This window comes from Streptosporangium sp. NPDC087985 (assembly GCF_044741965.1).
GTDB lineage: Bacteria > Actinomycetota > Actinomycetes > Streptosporangiales > Streptosporangiaceae > Streptosporangium.
Window position 1 is genome coordinate 83,429 of the sequence record NZ_JBIUTQ010000015.1, and the last position, 16,076, is coordinate 99,504.

13 protein-coding genes are annotated in these 16,076 nt (G+C 68.6%); 7 read left to right on the forward strand and 6 right to left on the reverse strand.

The features are described from left to right. Window positions 1-122: 122 nt before the first annotated feature. Window positions 123-2,174 (forward strand): hypothetical protein, encoded by a 2,052-nt coding sequence (locus ACIN94_RS24085; protein WP_400709917.1) that lies wholly within the window; start codon window positions 123-125, stop codon window positions 2,172-2,174. Between the two features lie 55 nt (window positions 2,175-2,229). Here ACIN94_RS24085 and ACIN94_RS24090 read toward each other — a convergent pair whose 3' ends face one another. Next, the gene (locus ACIN94_RS24090) at window positions 2,230-3,501 is read right to left on the reverse strand and encodes a cytochrome P450 (RefSeq protein ID WP_400709920.1); all 1,272 of its coding nucleotides are present in this window, start codon (window positions 3,499-3,501) and stop codon (window positions 2,230-2,232) included. A 193-nt stretch (window positions 3,502-3,694) separates the two neighbouring features. Continuing rightward, window positions 3,695-5,239, reverse strand: coding sequence for a GMC family oxidoreductase (locus ACIN94_RS24095; protein ID WP_400709923.1), 1,545 nt, complete (start codon window positions 5,237-5,239; stop codon window positions 3,695-3,697). 188 nt (window positions 5,240-5,427) lie between these two features. Between ACIN94_RS24095 and ACIN94_RS24100 the strand changes: the two genes are divergently transcribed. Then, window positions 5,428-6,963: a long-chain fatty acid--CoA ligase gene (locus ACIN94_RS24100; protein ID WP_400709926.1), complete on the forward strand. Its 1,536-nt coding sequence runs from the start codon at window positions 5,428-5,430 to the stop codon at window positions 6,961-6,963. 61 nt (window positions 6,964-7,024) lie between these two features. Here ACIN94_RS24100 and ACIN94_RS24105 read toward each other — a convergent pair whose 3' ends face one another. The 3 genes from ACIN94_RS24105 to ACIN94_RS24115 all read right to left on the reverse strand — a co-directional run bounded on the left by ACIN94_RS24105 (window position 7,025) and on the right by ACIN94_RS24115 (window position 11,467). Further along, window positions 7,025-8,284, reverse strand: a complete 1,260-nt coding sequence (locus tag ACIN94_RS24105) for a class I SAM-dependent methyltransferase (RefSeq protein WP_400709929.1) — start codon at window positions 8,282-8,284, stop codon at window positions 7,025-7,027. A 12-nt stretch (window positions 8,285-8,296) separates the two neighbouring features. Continuing rightward, on the reverse strand, window positions 8,297-9,646 hold the full coding sequence (locus ACIN94_RS24110) for an FAD-binding oxidoreductase (protein WP_400710171.1): 1,350 nt from the start codon (window positions 9,644-9,646) through the stop codon (window positions 8,297-8,299). 252 nt (window positions 9,647-9,898) lie between these two features. Next, a complete protein-coding gene (locus ACIN94_RS24115; protein WP_400709932.1) occupies window positions 9,899-11,467 on the reverse strand; it encodes a serine/threonine-protein kinase in 1,569 nt (522 codons plus the stop codon). 222 nt (window positions 11,468-11,689) lie between these two features. Here ACIN94_RS24115 and ACIN94_RS24120 point away from each other — a divergent pair, with 222 nt between their 5' ends. The 5 genes from ACIN94_RS24120 to ACIN94_RS24140 all read left to right on the forward strand — a co-directional run bounded on the left by ACIN94_RS24120 (window position 11,690) and on the right by ACIN94_RS24140 (window position 15,503). Further along, window positions 11,690-12,823, forward strand: a complete 1,134-nt coding sequence (locus ACIN94_RS24120) for a CaiB/BaiF CoA transferase family protein (protein WP_400709935.1) — start codon at window positions 11,690-11,692, stop codon at window positions 12,821-12,823. Window positions 12,824-12,918: 95 nt separating this feature from the next. Next, complete coding sequence (locus tag ACIN94_RS24125) at window positions 12,919-13,764, forward strand: ABC transporter ATP-binding protein (protein WP_400709938.1); 846 nt, start codon at window positions 12,919-12,921, stop codon at window positions 13,762-13,764. Continuing rightward, window positions 13,761-14,588 carry an ABC transporter permease gene (locus ACIN94_RS24130; RefSeq protein WP_400709941.1) on the forward strand — a complete coding sequence of 276 codons (828 nt, stop codon included), beginning with the start codon at window positions 13,761-13,763 and terminating at the stop codon, window positions 14,586-14,588. Before ACIN94_RS24125 ends, ACIN94_RS24130 begins: the two co-directional genes overlap by 4 nt. A gap of 28 nt (window positions 14,589-14,616) precedes the next feature. Beyond that, entirely contained in the window at window positions 14,617-14,853 is a 237-nt protein-coding gene (locus ACIN94_RS24135) for a helix-turn-helix transcriptional regulator (protein WP_400709944.1), read from the forward strand. After that, complete coding sequence (locus ACIN94_RS24140) at window positions 14,853-15,503, forward strand: hypothetical protein (protein ID WP_400709947.1); 651 nt, start codon at window positions 14,853-14,855, stop codon at window positions 15,501-15,503. Before ACIN94_RS24135 ends, ACIN94_RS24140 begins: the two co-directional genes overlap by 1 nt. Here the strand turns inward: ACIN94_RS24140 and ACIN94_RS24145 are convergent. After that, window positions 15,473-15,940 (reverse strand): GyrI-like domain-containing protein, encoded by a 468-nt coding sequence (locus ACIN94_RS24145; RefSeq protein ID WP_400709950.1) that lies wholly within the window; start codon window positions 15,938-15,940, stop codon window positions 15,473-15,475. The genes ACIN94_RS24140 and ACIN94_RS24145 overlap by 31 nt on opposite strands. Window positions 15,941-16,076: the final 136 nt, after the last annotated feature.

Sequence of the window (16,076 nt, forward strand, 5' to 3'; positions counted from 1 at the left end):
ACCGGGGACACGGACACCGGCAGGTCAGCACAATGGATGCTCGTGCGTCTGGGACGGGTGGAGCCTCGACGGCGCGAAGTCCGCTGTGAGCTCACATGTCCCACCAGTTTACTCTTTTCATCGTGGCACACTCAGTCGAGCCGGGGCAGGGCCCGGATCCCTCGGAGGTCGGCCTGCCGATGCAGGATCCGCCCACCGACCCCACCGGACTCCAGTTCAGGGGGGCGTTCTCCAGTTTCCCTGTGAACTCCCCCGTCTCACGTGAGACCATGCCCAATACCCCTAATTCGGGCGTTCGCCCGGGAGGTAAGGAAGCCATGGCCTCGGAGCAGTCCAGCCAGTCCCACCTGCCTCCGGCATGGCCGGAAGCAGCAGAACCGCCGTCCGCCTGGGCGGGAGACTCCTCGGGCACCAGTCCTCGGCTCCCCCTTCCCCAGGAAGAGTCGGCCGGAGGCAATGCCTCCTGGCAGACCAGCGTCCCCGGTAACGGCTCCTGGCAACAGATCTTCGGGACACCGGCTTCCGCTTCCCAGCCGCCGGCCTCGGGGCCGCAGCCGGGCGGCGATTCCCGGCAGGCCGTACCGCAGGAGAAGCCCGGCACCTGGTCCCCCGCTCCGCCTGCGGCCGAGAACGGCGGCTGGGGCGCGCCACAGGCCGCTGACAACCGGGGGTGGAGTACGGCTCCCGCCACCGAGAACGGCGGCTGGGGGGTGGCCCACAACCCCGGCAGCGGAGGGGATACGGCCCCGGCGGGGAGCGACGGCGGTTGGAACGTCACCTCGGCGGCCGACAACGGCGGCTGGGGCAGGCCACCGGCCGGGACACCGAGCCCCGACCCCTCCCCCTCATGGACGGACCCCCCGGGCGCCGGCCCCAATCCCTTCGCCAGCCAGAACCCCCTCACCAGCCCCAACCCCTTCGGCCACCAGGAACACCCGACCACCCCGCCGAACGCCAGCCCCTTCGCCAGCCAGGACCCCCTCACCAGCCCCAACCCCTTCGGCCACCAGGAACACCCGACCACCCCGCCGAACGCCAGCCCCTTCGCCAGCCAGGACCCCCTCACCAGTCCCAACCCCTTCGGCGGGCAGGAAGCGTTCCGGAACCCCCTGGGTAACGGCAACGCTCCGGACAGCCCGGGGGCGTGGACCCTCGCAGGGGCGAGCGCCCCGGCAGCCCCTCCTGGTGCCCCGGCACAGGTTCCGCCATACCACGACCCTTCACAGGGTGCGCCCGCACACAGCCGGCCGTATCCCGGCCAGCCTCCGGTGCAGGGCCAGCCGGCCCAGCCGGGCGGCCACCTGAGCCGGGACCCGTCCGACCCCAGCAGGCCGTTCGTCACCGCGGGCCAGATCAGCGGGCCGAAGACCCCTCCGCCGGAGCGTCAGCAGGAGCTGTGGAACACGGTCTTCGGCGACAACTACCAGGCCATGGAGGACGAGCAGGAGCTTGACGAGCCGGGCAGACCGGTCTGGATCTTCGCGCTCGCGGGTTCTGTGGTGGTCGCTCTGATCGGCGCCGTGCTCTGGGCCTTCCTGGCCGGTCCGCTGGCCTCCACCAAGGAGGAGGCCACCCCTGCGGTGAAACCCTCCGCGACCGGGAAGAAGCCCGCCAGGTCCCAGGCCGTGGGCCGCCTACCGCGCTTCCCCGGCACGGCATCGACGGTCGCGGGCACCCTGCCCGATCAGGCCGCGGCGATCAGCGTGGCCAGGCTCGGCGCTCCCTGGCGACAGGACGAGCGACAGAACATGTCCATCAGCTACGGTTTCACCACTCGCCAGTATGTCCCGGCCGGAGCGGACTCTCTGGGCAAGACGCAGTTCGCACAGGTGATGTCGGGCCCGCTGTCGCCCCGGCTGAAGGACAAGTACACCTCGCCGAACAACCTGGCCCCGGTGATCAACGCGGTTGCGTCCAGCGGCCGCAAGAAGTTCTTCCCCGAGGACAACACCGCGCGCAAGATCGCCCAGCAGTCCCTGTCCGTCAACGGCCTGTCCGGACAGCTCGCCGCCTATGAGATCACCTCGGGCACGTCCGTGACGACCATGGTCGTGGCGGCCGTGAGCACTGGTGCCGACCTGCCCGCGATCGTCTACATGTCGGTTCCGGACACCAAGAAGGAACTGCTGCCCGACATCAACACCGTGTTCACGTCGATCCGGAAGGCCCCCTGACGTCCGCGCCGTTCCGGGGGACGGGACATCCGCAATCGTTTTCGCAGGCAACCGCCTACGTCAATGGAGCGCTTCCGAAGTCACAGTCGAGGTGCTTGATGCCATTGATGAAGCTGGAACGCAGGCGGTCCGGCTCCCCGACGGAGCGGATGTCCGGGATCCGGGTGAACAGCTCACGGAACATCACGGTGATCTCGCGGCGGGCCAGGTGGGCTCCGAGGCAGAAGTGCGGCCCCGGGCCGCCGAAGCCCACGTGGGGTCCCTCGGTCCGCTGGATGTCGAAGCGGTAGGGGTCGGTGAAGACCGCCTCGTCGCGGTTGGCGGCCCAGTAGTAGAGCAGGACCTTGTCGCCCTTGCGGTAGAGGTGGCCGTTCATCTCATGGTCGCGGGTGAGGGTGCGACGCATCCAGGCGACCGGGGAGGCCAGGCGGACGATCTCCTCGACCGCGCCGGGGAGGCGGCCGTCGAGGTCGGCCAGGAGCAGCGCCCGCTGGTCCGGGTTCTCGGTGAACAGGTGCAGGCCGTGTGAGATCGCGTTGCGCGTGGTCTCGTTGCCCGCCACGACCAGCAGGATGAAGAACGAGCCGAGTTCTTGCATCGTCAGCTTCTCGCCGTCGATGTTGGCACTGGTCAGGGAGGTGATGAGACCGTCGCCGCCTTCGGCGGCCAGGGAGACGACAAGGTCCTGAAGGCACTGCCCGGCACCGAGGAGCAGCTCGGCCGCGCGGCTGATGTCCTGGATGAACTCCGGATCGCCGCCGGACAAAATGATGTTGGAGGCGTCGAAGACCGTCTGGTAGTGCTCGGGGCCGACGCCCATCATGTCGCAGATGATCTTCAGGGGCAGCTTGGCGGCGACCTCGGTGACGAAGTCGCAGCCGGGGCCCCTGGCTATCAGGTCGTCCACGATCCGGGTGGCCTCGACCTGAACGTCGGCCTCGAACTGTTTGATCATCTTTGGGGTGAACGATCGGGAGACGATCCGGCGGAGCCGGGCGTGCCTCGGGTCATCCATGTTGATCATCGACCCGAAGTACTCGCCGAACTCGGACCCCAGGTCCTGGATGGAAGTGGAGCCGCGGCCCGAGGAGAAGATCTCGGGGCTGCGGCTGGCCTCGACGATGTCGGCGTGCCTCACCACGGCGTAGTAGCCCGGCCCCTGGGGCCCGAAGCTGATCTCCGGCTCGGCGAACCAGACCGGGGCCGCCTGGGCGCGCAGCAGCGCGAAGGCCGCCTCGCGCTCGGCCATCGGCCGCTCCCAGAAGGCGATGTCCGACAGATTGATGTCCGACAGCGAAACCGTCACACCAGCCCCCACCAGAACCATATTCGGTTCCCCCGATCCTGCCACAGGATCATCCACCTAACCAGTCCGGAACGTCGACTCCACGGGCAGTGACATCTCTCAGTCCCCTCAAGCGGAACCTAGCATTCGCTTGGCCCACCCGGCAGGCGTGCCGCAGAACCGGGCGCGACGGCGGGGTCGGTGGAGACGGTTCCCGCCATGTGGCGGAAGGACCTCAGGGAACACCGGCGATGAGGTCGGCGGCCCTTTCCGCGATCATCACGGTGGGGGCGTGGGTGTGGCCCCGGTTGATGACCGGCATGATCGAGGCGTCGACGACCCTGAGGGCGTCGATGCCCCGGACCTTCAGCGCCGGATCCACCACCGCGTCGGCGTCCTCACCCATCCGGCAGGTGCCCACCGGATGGTAGAGGGTCTCGCTGCGCTCGCGGATCCAGCGGACGAGCTCCTCCTCCGTCTCCGCACCCCAGTACGGATCCATCGGCGGCCCGGCGAACGGCTTGAGCGCCGCGGTGGCGAACAGCTCCTTGGCCTTTCTCAGTCCGGCGACCTGCCTGCGGACGTCGGCCTCCGCCGTCAGGTAGGCGGGGTCGATCACCACGTCGCGGCCGCTGAGGAAGACACGGCCGCGGCTCTCCGGCCGGAGCAGGATCGAGGCGATGGTCAGCCCGTGGCCGGGTGGCGGGGTGAGGCCGTGGTCGATGAACGGGCCGGGGGCGAAGATCAACTCGATGTCGGGAGCGGGCTCGTCGGGAGAGGTACGGACGAAGGCCACGGCCTCCCCGACATTCGAGGTCAGCATGCCGTTACGGCCGATCAGAAATCGGAGCAGGTTGCCGGCCGACTCGGCGCCGGCGAGTGTGACCGGCTCAGGGCAGTGCAGAATGATGCCCGAGGCCAGGTGGTCCTGGAGGTCCCTGCCGACCTGGGGTAGCTCGTGGATCGGCTCGACGCCCTCTGCCCGCAGCTCGTCGGCCGCCCCGATGCCCGACAGCATCAGCAGGTGCGGGGAACCGATCGCCCCGGCCGACAGGATGACCTCCCTGCGCGCCCGCACCACCGTGCCGTCGCCGTACTCCACGCCGGTCGCGCGCCCATCCTCGATCAGCACCCTGCGCACGTGCGAGGAGGTCAGCACGGTGAGGTTGGGCCGTTTCCGGGCGGGACGGAGATAGGCGTCGGCAGAGCTCCAGCGGCGGCCCCGGTGCTGGGTGACGGGTGTCTGGGAGCAGCCCTCGTTGGAGGGGCCGTTCAGCTCATCCAGCCGGGTGATCCCGAGCTCCTCGCACGCCCGGAGGAACATCGCGGTGACGGGATTGGGGGTGCGCAGTTCGGAGACGTGGACCGGGCCCGCCGTACCGTACACGGCGGCGCGGTTGGAGCCGACGCGCCGCTCGGCCCGCTGGAAGTAGGGCACGACCTCGTCGTAGGACCAGCCGGGCACGTCCCAGCCGTCGTAGTCGGCCCGGTGGCCGCGCACCCACATCTGGGCGTTCATCGATGAGGAGCCGCCGAGCATCCGGCCGCGCGGCCAGTAAAGTTCGCGACCGGCCATCTCCGGCTGCCTGACGGTGGTGAAGTTCCAGTCGCGATCGGTCTTGAACAGCTTGGAGAATCCCGCGGGCATCCGGATCTCCAGCCCGTCGTCGGAACCTCCCGCCTCGACGAGAGCCACCGTCGTCGAGGAGTCCGCCGAGAGCCGGTTGGCCAGCACGCATCCCGCCGAACCCGCGCCCACGATCACATAGTCATATTCCATATGGCCAATGACCCTCCGTCGTATTGACACATGGACAGCCGGCTAACCACCCCCGTAAGTGAACTCTTATCTGTTTTACCTACTCCCCGCTGCTTTTCACGTCAATTCGTAACCTTGGTTACCTACCGGTAGGTATTTCGGGGCTGCGATTATGGGCGCGTCAGAGCTTGTTCGGAGGAGGATCCATCATGCTCAACCTGTCGATCGCGCTGGAGGACAGCGCCCGGGAGCAGCCCGACCGCACGGCGCTGGTCTTCGGTGACCTGCGACTGCCGTACTCCCTGATCAACACGGTCGCGAACCAGGTTGCCAACCTGCTGGTCTCCAGGGGCATCGGCAAGGGGGACAAGGTCGCGCTGGCCTGCCCGAACCTGCCCTACTTCCCCTTCGTGTACTACGGGATCCTCAAGGCCGGCGCCACGGTCGTGCCGCTCAGCGTGCTGCTGCAGTCCAGGGAGATCGCTTATCACCTGGCGGACTCCGAAGCCAAGGCGCTGTTCTGCTTCGAGGGCACCCCGGAGCTACCGCTGGGCGAGCGCGGGCGGGCGGGTTTCGAGGCGGCGGAGGGCACCGAGCACTTCTTCGTGCTGCCTGCCACCGCGTTCGCCACCGAGTCGGAGTACGGCGAGACGCTGTGGGCGGCGCTGGACGGCGTGTCCGGTGAGTTCGCGACCGTGCAGACCTCGCCGGACGACACCGCGGTGATCCTCTACACCAGCGGAACCACGGGCCAACCCAAGGGCGCCGAGCTCAGCCACCAGAACATGCTGCTCAACGCCATGGTCTCGGACGAGATGTTCCCGCGCACCGAGGGTGGCGACACCTTCCTGGCAGTATTGCCACTGTTCCACTCCTTCGGTCAGACCGTCATCATGAACTCCGGGTTCCGCCGCCAGGCCACCCTGGTGCTCATGCCGCGCTTCGAGCCCGGCCCCGCGCTGGAACTGATGCGCAACGAGAACGTCACACTGTTCGCGGGCGTACCGACCATGTACTGGGCCATGCTGACGAAGGTCCACGCCGACGGCGACGAGGTGCCCACCTCCCTCAGGGTCGCGGTCGCGGGCGGCGCCTCCTCACCGGTCGAGGTGCTCAGGGATTTCGAGGCCACCTTCGGCGTCGGCATCCTGGAGGGTTACGGCCTGTCGGAGACCTCCCCGGTGGCCAGCTTCAACCAGCTCGGCAGGCCCACCAAGCCCGGCACGATCGGCACGCCGGTCTGGGGCGTGGAGATGAAGCTGGTCGACAACGACTGGAAGACGGTCGAGGACGGGGACCCCGGCGAGATCGCGATCCGCGGGCACAACGTGATGAAGGGCTACTACAACCGGCCCGAGGCGACCGCCGAGGTCATGAACGACGGCTGGTTCCGCACCGGCGACATCGCCACCCGTGACGCGGACGGCTATTACACGATCATCGACCGGGCCAAGGACATGATCATCCGGGGTGGTTTCAACGTCTACCCGCGCGAGCTCGAAGAGGTCCTAATGACCCATCCCGAGGTCTCCCTCGTCGCGGTGGTCGGGGTCTCCCACGAGTCACACGGCGAGGAGGTCAAGGCCTACGTCATCCGCACTTCCGGGGCGTCCGTCACCGAGGAGGAGCTGATCGGCTGGTGCAGGGAGAACATGGCGGGCTACAAGTATCCGCGGATCGTCGAGTTCCGTGACGCCCTCCCGATGACCGCCACCGGGAAGATCCTCAAGCGCGAACTCCGTTAGGGGACCGGAGTCTCGGTACGGCCCGCGTCCGCGGGGCACGGGCCGTACCGCAGGATCTTGATCAGGGCCAGTCGAGAGAGGGGCGGAGCGGCATGTGGGCTGCGCCCCTGTCGTCGAGCTTCACCCCGAGGATCTGGTGAAGCTGGATCTTGTTGCGTTCGAAGCCGACCACGCAGCCGGCCATGTAGAGCCGCCAGACCCTGGCCGTGCCCTGACCGACCTCCTCGACCGCCTCGTCCCAGTGTCCGTCGAGGTTGGCACACCAGTAGCGGAGAGTCTGGGCGTAGTGCTCGCGCAGGTTCTCCTCGTGGCGGATCTCGAAGCCGAGGTCCTCCATCTGGCGGATCAGGTAGCCGACCGACTCCAGCTCCCCGTCGGGGAAGACGTAGCGGTTGATGAAGCCGCCGGTGTTGATGGTCCTCTCGGTGCCGGTCGGCCGGGTGATGCAGTGGTTGAGGATCCGGCCGCCGGGGTTGAGCTTGTCGTACAGGAAACGGAAGTAGAAGGGCAGCTGTTCCTTGCCTATGTGCTCGGTCAGGCCGATCGAGCTGACCGCGTCGAATCCGGTCTCCTTCACGTCCCGGTAGTCCATGTGGCGGACCTCGGCCAGCTCGCCCAGCCCCGCCTCGGCGATGGCCTTCTGCGCCCACTCGGCCTGCTGACGCGAGAGGGTGACCCCCAGCGCCTTCACGCCGTACTCGCGGGCCGCGTGAATGACCATGCCGCCCCAGCCGCAGCCCACGTCCAGCAGCCGCATTCCGGGTTTGAGGTCCAGCTTGCGGGCGACCAGGTCGAACTTGGCGTACTGTGCCTCCTCCAGCGTGGACTCCTCGCTGGGGAAGACCGCACAGGTGTAGGCCATGGACGGCCCCAGCACCCACTCGTAGAAGGTGTTGGAGACGTCGTAGTGGTGGTGGATCGCCTCGGCGTCACGCTGCTTGGCATGCCTGCTGCCCATCTTGGCCAGCATGCTGCGGCGCATCTCCTGGGGCGGAGGCGGCACCCGCATCAGCAGGGGCTTGACGCCGAGGGCACGGACGGCCGCCAGCTTCTCGCTCGCCGGGATGTCGTTGATCGTTAGCGACCACATCCGCGACAGCAGATCGTACATGTCACCGTGGACATCAAGGCTCCCGGAGACGTACGCCCGGGCGAGACCGAGCTCTCCGGGAGCCTGCGCCAGGTAGGCGACCGCGGCCGGAGACTTCACCTCGATGCTGATGTCCGCGCTGTCCGGACCGGCCTTACTCCCGTCATAGGCGGCGAAACGAATATCCGCCTCGCGCCCTATGACCTTCTCGAAGATCTCTGCAAGCTTCACAGAAACAACCTCCTAACGGCCCCGCACACACTTGTCATAGAGGTCGAGCAACCGGCCACCCGCGTCATATGCCCGTTTGACCGGCCAGTAGGCGACTCCGTTATAAAATCGCCAGAAATCATCACGGGAGTAGAACGAAGTCGAGTAGAGCGACTTATGCCCCTCCAGCTCGTGCACCTTGTTTTCGATGAGCCGGTTGTAGTGGCCGTCGAATCGGCCCCGGGGCAGAGGAACCGTTCCCCAGAAGCCGAAGTTCACATACAGACGTCCAGGCTCCAGGGGGTAGAGCGGCCACTCGCCGGTGGATTTTAGCGGGCACATCCACACCGGCTCCATGCCGACCTTGTCGTGGAAGAACTCCAGGAACTCCGCACCGCGCTCGACGGGCACCTCAATGTCCTGGATGACCGACTCCTGGACGGGCCGGCCCCGCCACCGGTCCACCCGGGCGACCACGCCGTACTTGCGGTCCAGGCCGACGAGTCTGCGGTAGACGTCGGAGCGCATCCACTTGCGCGGCATCAGCGAACGCACCAGCGCCCCCTGCACGCCGAACGCGCGCGAGCACCAGAACCAGTCGGTGTCCCAGCGCCACAGGTAGTCGCGGATGCTCAGCCAGTCACGGGTCCTGGTCTGGATCGACCGGTAGTAGATGCGCATGCCGGTGTAGTCGGAGAGGTAGGGTGCGCGCTCGGCGAACTGGCCGAGGGTCACGTAGAGCTCGCCGGGACCGAAGAACGTGCCGTCCACGAAGTCGACCGGCTCACCGTCGTACTCGCCGCTCTCGCAGATCTCCTTCATGGCGATCATGCACTTGTCGGCGTCGGCGAACGGAATGTGGGTCAGCCTGACGTACGGCTGGACGGGCTTGAGCTTGATCCGGATCCGGAGCGCGTAGCCGAGCGTGCCGTAGGAGTTGGGAAAGGCACGGAACAGGTCGCGGTGCTCGTTGTCGTCACGCGCCACGACGATCCTGCCGTCGCCGGTGAGGATCTCCAACTCCTCCACCGACTCGTGCGGGAGCCCGTCACGGAAACTGGTGGACTCGATGCCCAGCCCGGTCACCGCGCCGCCCAGGGTGATCGTCTTCAGCTGCGGCACGACGTACGGCATGAGCCCGTACGGGAGCGTGGCGTCCACCAGGTGCTCGTAGGTGGTCATGCCCTGAACCTCGGCGGTCAGGGTCACCGGATCCACCGTGATGACCTGGTCCAGGTCACGGGCCGACAGCTTCGCTCCGGAAGCGCCGTCCCGGAAGCGGAACAGGTTGGTGGTGGCCTTGGCCAGCCGGGGCACCGCGTCCTCGGGGATCGCGGCGTAGGACTCCCTGATCTGCTCCACGGCGCGCCGATGCGCCGACATCTGTGTCATCTGTTGCACAGGATCTCACCCCCAGAGCCCTCATAGTAAAGATCGCCTCTAGCACGTTATATCTCGGCTGTCCCGGGAACCAGGTAGGACACGTTAAACGCTCGAAAACTCTACGTATGGACGCTCTCGGAGGGCCGGTGGGGCACCGGCCCTCACCCGTTGAGCACGTTGACCCGCCCGTCTGGCGGACCGGACAGGCTGTGCGGCGTCTCCTCGGGCAGCGCCGGCACCCTCCGGATCACGTCACTCGCCTCCGCGTGGGTGGAAGCTGTTGAAGACCTGGCTCATCCGGGGCGTCTGGCTCTTCCACTCGGCGCCGGTGGTGGTCCAGCTCAGCACCATGACCGTGTCGCCGACCCCGATGAACCGGCGTACCTCGTGATAGGTCACACCGGACCGGGCCCACGGCACGCCGCCGCTGTCCTTCATCTTCCAGGTGAACTCCCACTGGAGCCCGGCGCCGTAGGCCAAGGGGACCCGCGAGGTGCTGTCGGAGAGGATCTCGCTCCACTGCGCGACGTCCGATCTGACGTCCTCCTGGAGCGAGTCCAGGCCGTCGTAGGGGCCGGGAAGCACCTCCACCGACATGTGCGCGCCACCGTCGCGGCGCAGCCACTGGGTGTAGCCCGTCTCTGCGGCCCAGTCCCCCTTCCAGTCGGCCGGATACCGGATGGACCAGTTCTCCGGGGCGCTGGCCGACCACAGTTTCAACTGCTGCGTGGCCCCTGCGGAGGGCCGGCTCCTTGACGGGCTCGGGGAAGGTGACTCGCTCGGCGGCTCCGTCTCGGCGACCACGGCGTCGGCGGTGGCGGTGTCCGAGACAGGGGCGGCCTGCTGGGCCTCCGGCTCGTCGGTCCGCGTCATCGCCACGGCCGCCGCCGCTCCCCCCGCGGCCAGGACCAGCACGGCGACCACGATCAACGGGACCCTTCCGCGGCTGTGGTCCCGCCGCCGCCGGGCGGGCATCGTCGAGGTGGGCGCCTGCCGCCTGCGGTACCGCTCGGTACGGCGAGGCCCCTCCACGGGGGCCCCGCTCGCCTCCGCCAGGAGCATGTCGGTCTGCTCGGGGCTCAGCCGGTGGGCGGGATCGCGCTGGAGCATCCCGGTGAGCACCTCCCGCATCTCGGGGGGGACCCTGCTGAAGTCGGGCTCCTCGGTGAGCAGTGCCCCGAGGGTGGCGATGGCGGTGACGCGCTCGAAGGGGCCGTGACCCAGCAGCGCCGCATAGAGGGTGGCACCAAGCGCCCACAGGTCAGACCAGGGACCGGCCTCTTCGCCCGTGGCACGTTCCGGCGGCAGGAAACTGGGCGAGCCCGTCACCATGCCGGTCTGGGTCAGCGAGGTGTCGCCTTCCACGGTCGCGATGCCGAAGTCGGTCAGCACGGCTCTGCCGTCGGGGGCGATGAGGATGTTGCTGGGTTTGACGTCGCGGTGCAGGATCCCGGCCTCGTGCGCGGCCTGGAGCGCCGACAGCACCTGGCGGCCGATGTCGGCGACCTGCTGGACCGGCAGGGGACCGAACTCGTCCAGGCCCTGGGCCCTGACCAGCTCCATGACGATCCAGGGGCGGCCGTCCTGCTCGGCGACGTCGTAGACCGCCACGATGCCCCGGTGGTTGAGCCGGGCCGCGGTCCTGGCCTCACGCGAGGTGCGGGCCAGCTGGCGCTCGTGCTCCGCCGGGGCGAGGTTCGGCGGGAGCAGCACCTCCTTGACGGCGACCGGACGGTCCAGGAGCGTGTCGTATCCCTCCCACACCACGCCCATGCCGCCCCGGCCGAGTTCCCTCAGCAGGCGGTAACGCCCAGCGAGCACCCGTTCACTGTGCGGATATGTCATCACGCAACCCCTAGATCCCATTCGGCCAGGGCGCAAGTTTCCCATACACCAACGCGCCACGCGGCCTCGCGCCGCATGTCTTGCCATGGAAAGCCGAATGTTGTTCTACTTGCCCTGCGGGGAAGGTTGCATGCCACCAAGCGATTGCTTGATGGAGCCGCTCCGGACAGAGTTGACACCGCACCCGAGGAGATGCCGATGGAGCGCGTGACCAGGAAGGGCCCGCTGGCCGGAGTACGCGTGCTGGAGCTGGCCGGCCTGGCCCCCGGGCCGTTCGCCGGGATGATGCTGGCCGACCACGGCGCGGAGGTGCTGAGGGTGGAGCGCACCGCCGCCGTCGCCGCCGCGGGCGACCGGCCACGCGCCGACGTGATGGACCGGGGCAAGCGGACGATCGGCCTCGACCTGAAGTCACCCGATGGTGTGGCGGCGTTCAAGGAACTGGCCGGGAAGGCCGACGTGGTCATCGAGGTCTACCGGCCGGGAGTGGCCGAGCGGCTCGGCATCGGCCCCGCCGACCTGCACGCGGTCAACCCGCGGCTGATCTACGGGCGGATGACCGGCTGGGGCCAGGAGGGCCCGCTGGCGCCGACCGCCGGGCACGACATCGACTACATCGCGATCTCCGGCATCCTGTCGATGCTGGGCCGCGAGGGCGACAGGCCCACCCCGCCGATCAACATCCTCGGCGACTTCGCCGGGGGCGGCCTGATGCTGGCGTACGGCGTGCTGCTGGCACTCATCGAACGGGAGCGGACCGGCGAGGGCAGAGTGATCGACGCGGCCATGGTCGACGGAGCGGCGGCCCTGTTCGCGATGTTCTACCAGGGCGTCCAGAGCGGCCTCTGGGGTCCACGCGGGACCAACCTTCTCGACACCGGCGCACCCATGTACGACACCTACGAGACAGCCGACGGCCGCTTCCTCGCGGTCGGGGCGCTGGAGCCGCAGTTCTGGGCGGAGATGGTCAGACTGATGGGACTTGAGGACCTGCCCGACCGGAATGACAGATCCCAGTGGCCCGCGCTGCGCGAGCGGCTGGCCGAGGCGTTCCGGTCCAGGACCCGCGCCGAATGGGAGACGGTGTTCGACGGTTCGGACGCGTGCGTCTCCCCCGTACTGGAGATGACCGAGGCCGCCGGCCATCCGCACAACCGGGCCCGCGGCACCTTCGTCGAGGTCGGCGGCGTCCGGCAGCCCGCCCCCGCACCGCGCCTGCTGGGCGTGGCCGGGCAGGACCTCTCCCCCGCGACCCGGCTGACGGACCTGTCCTCCTGGGGCCTGCCGGAGGAGGCCGCCGCCAGACTGCGCGCGGCGGGAGTGCTCGCCTGACCATCCCGTTTCAAGGGCGGTATACCTGGCACAGGTGTACCGCCTTTCGTCATAGAGATTGTTTGTAATGTAGTAGATGTACTACATTCACACATATGAGTACTGCGGTGAGCGTCCGCGGGCTGCGGATGACATACGGCGCGGCCGAGGTGTTACGGGGAGTCGACCTTGAGATCGAGCGCGGCGAGATCTTCACGCTGCTGGGGCCCAACGGAGCCGGCAAGACCACCACGGTCGAGATCCTGGAGGGCTTCAGGAACAGGTCCGCGGGCGAGGTGAGCGTGCTGGGGACAGACCCCGCACACGGCACCGACGCCTGGCGGGCCAGGCTCGGGATCGTGCTGCAGAGCTGGCGCGACCACCCCCGGTGGAGCGCCAGGGATCTCCTGGCCCACCTCGGCGAGTTCTACGACGACCCTCGCGACCCGGACGAGCTGCTGGCCGCGCTCGGCCTGACCTCGCAGGCCGGACAGCGGGCGAGCCGCCTGTCGGGCGGCCAGCGCCGCCGGCTGGACGTCGCGCTGGGCATCGTGGGCCGCCCCGAGCTGCTGTTCCTCGACGAACCGACGACCGGGTTCGACCCGGAGGCGCGCCGGGAGTTCCATCTGCTGGTCGAGAAGCTGGCTGCCGACGAGGGCCTCACGGTGCTGCTGACCACGCACGACCTCGCCGAGGCGGAGAAGCTGGCGCACCGGACCGCGATCCTGGTCGGCGGGGAGATCGCCGTGTGCGGGACCCCGTCCGAGCTGGCGGAGGCCGTACAGGCGGACTCGCGCGTCCGCTGGCTGGAGGACGGGCGAGAGCGGGTCCTGACCACGCCGGACCCGTCCCGGGTGGCGTGGGAGCTGCACCGCAGGTTCGACGGCCCGGTGCCCGGCCTGGAGATCCGGCGCCCGTCGCTGGAGGAGAACTACCTGAGCCTCATCGGGAGGGCGGCATGAACGTCAGAGCACTCCGTATCGGCCTGCGACGCGGCTGGAGAGAGCACCTGCACCTGGTCAAGGACCGCAAGGAACTGATCACCAACCTGGTCGGCACGGTGGGGGTCTTCGCCCTGCTGCTGCTCTGGATCGGCGACGGTCAGGTCGGGGAGACGGGCGTCTCCCAGGGCACGTTCATGACGGTCGGGTTCCTGGCCTTCACCGTCTTCTCCAACGGCCTGATGACCCTCCCCATGGCGATCGCCGCCGACCGCGAGGAGGGGACGCTCCTGCGGCTGCGGACCATCCCCGGCGGGGTCCCGGCCTACCTCACCGGACGGGCTGTGACGATCCTGTGCCAGATCACCGTGCAGAGCGTGCTGATCGTGGGTACCGGCGTCGCCATGGGCGGGGTGACACCGCCCCGCGACTGGCTGACCCTGGCCTGGGTGCTGCCGCTGGGCACGGTCGCCGTGGTGCCGCTGGGGGCGGTCATCGGCTGCCTGGTCCCCGGGCCGAAGGCCGCGGCGGGCCTGCTGGGACTGCCGATGATGGTCCTGATGGTCACCTCGGGGGTCATGGTCCCCGTCACGTTCATGCCCGAGGCCGTCCAGTGGATCTCCCAGGCGTTCCCGCTCTACTGGCAGGGACTCGGCCTCCGTGCGGCGTTCATGCCCGACGCCATGCTCGCCGCCGAGATCGGCGGGAGCTGGCGCCTGCCCTGGGTGGCCGCCGGGCTGGCGACGTGGGCGCTCGCCGGGATGCTGCTCGCGCCGGGGCTGATCCGCCGGGTCACCCGCCGTGAGTCCGGATCACGGCTCGCCGAGCGGCAGCTCGCCGTGTAGGGATCATGAGTGCTGGGAGACTACTGGAATGTCCGCGGAAGACGTGTACAACCGGATCTCGGTGCTGAGAGCCGAGCGCGGTGTCTCGCGCAAGGCTCTGGCGACCGCGCTGGGCGTCCACTACCAGACGATCGGCTACCTGGAGCGCGGCGAGTACAGCCCGAGCCTGTTCCTCGCCCTGCGCATCGCCGAGTATTTCGAGGTGCCGATGGAAGTCCTTTTCTCTCTGAAGCCGTTCCCCCGGCTGGGCAGTGAGGTGAAGTGATGGGTGAGCTGACCCCCAAGCAGCTGGAGACCCACTGCCGCGGTGGCTGGCCCCCGCGCCCGTGGTATGCGACCCGCAGGCGCCGTCGGATCCTCGTCGGGATGGGCACCGGATCCGCCGGGCTGATCTGGATCAGCGCGATCGTGTGCCTGTATCTGGCGCCGAGCACTGCCGCCATGTGGACCACCTTCGCCCTGCTGGGCGCCGCACTGGTGATCTACCTCGTGGTCTACGCGGCGCTGATCGGGGCCACCCGCGGCATGGTCGGGCTCGCCGAGCGTTACCTGGACGAACGCCAGTCCCGCGAGCGCCAGAAGGTCCAGGTCGAGGCACGCCGGGGAACCACGGCGGTCCTCATCGTGCTCGGCGTGCTGCTCTCGCTGGCCGTGCCCAGAGGCGAGACGGTCGTCCAGATCCCGGCGGCGGCGATCACGATGCTCGTACTGAGTGTGATCGCGACGCATCTCATCCTGCCGTCGCTCATCGCGGGCTGGCAGATGACAGACCCGCCGCCGGACGACGATGACGACCTGGATGACGGAGACGACCGAGCCGACGAGGGCGGACAGCACGGCGGGCCCGGCCGGAGCGGCGAAACCCCCGGCCGGGCAGTGGACGGTCAGCCCATCGACGGGAACACCGCGGCGTAGAGGTCCACGCCGTCACGGTGGTGGACCTCCACATCGGTGGTGAAGGCGCGGGGCGGGGTGCCGCCGGACTCGGTGTGCTTCCACAGCCGCTGCCAGGCCTCCAGGAGCGCCCCCGGCATCGGCCCGCGGGCCTCCAGTTTCAGTGCCTGGACCCCGGGCACCCGGACCGCGACCATGCCCTCGGGCAGCGCCGCGGCGGTACGGACGGCCACCCCGACGATCTGCGTGTAGGCGCCGTGGTGGTCGCTCTCGTAGTCGGTCAGCACGGCGTAGACGTTCTCGTCCACCCGCCCGGGAACATGCGCGAAGGCACCGGGCACCCCCGCCCGCGCCCACAGCGCACCGAGCCGTCCCCTGCCGGGCTCCGTCTCATCGGCGTTCGAGGTCCGTACGGCATGGCCAACGACGATCATCTCGGGCCGATCAACAACGATCACAGCGCCTCCTCATGGCCACCCCCGTTGAATTCGAGCAAATGGGATCTTAGTCTCCGTTTCGACTGGTGAACCCCCTTGGGGACTCCTCAGACAGGGAACGTCCACCATGGACTATGCACCGGATAAGGTGAACGAA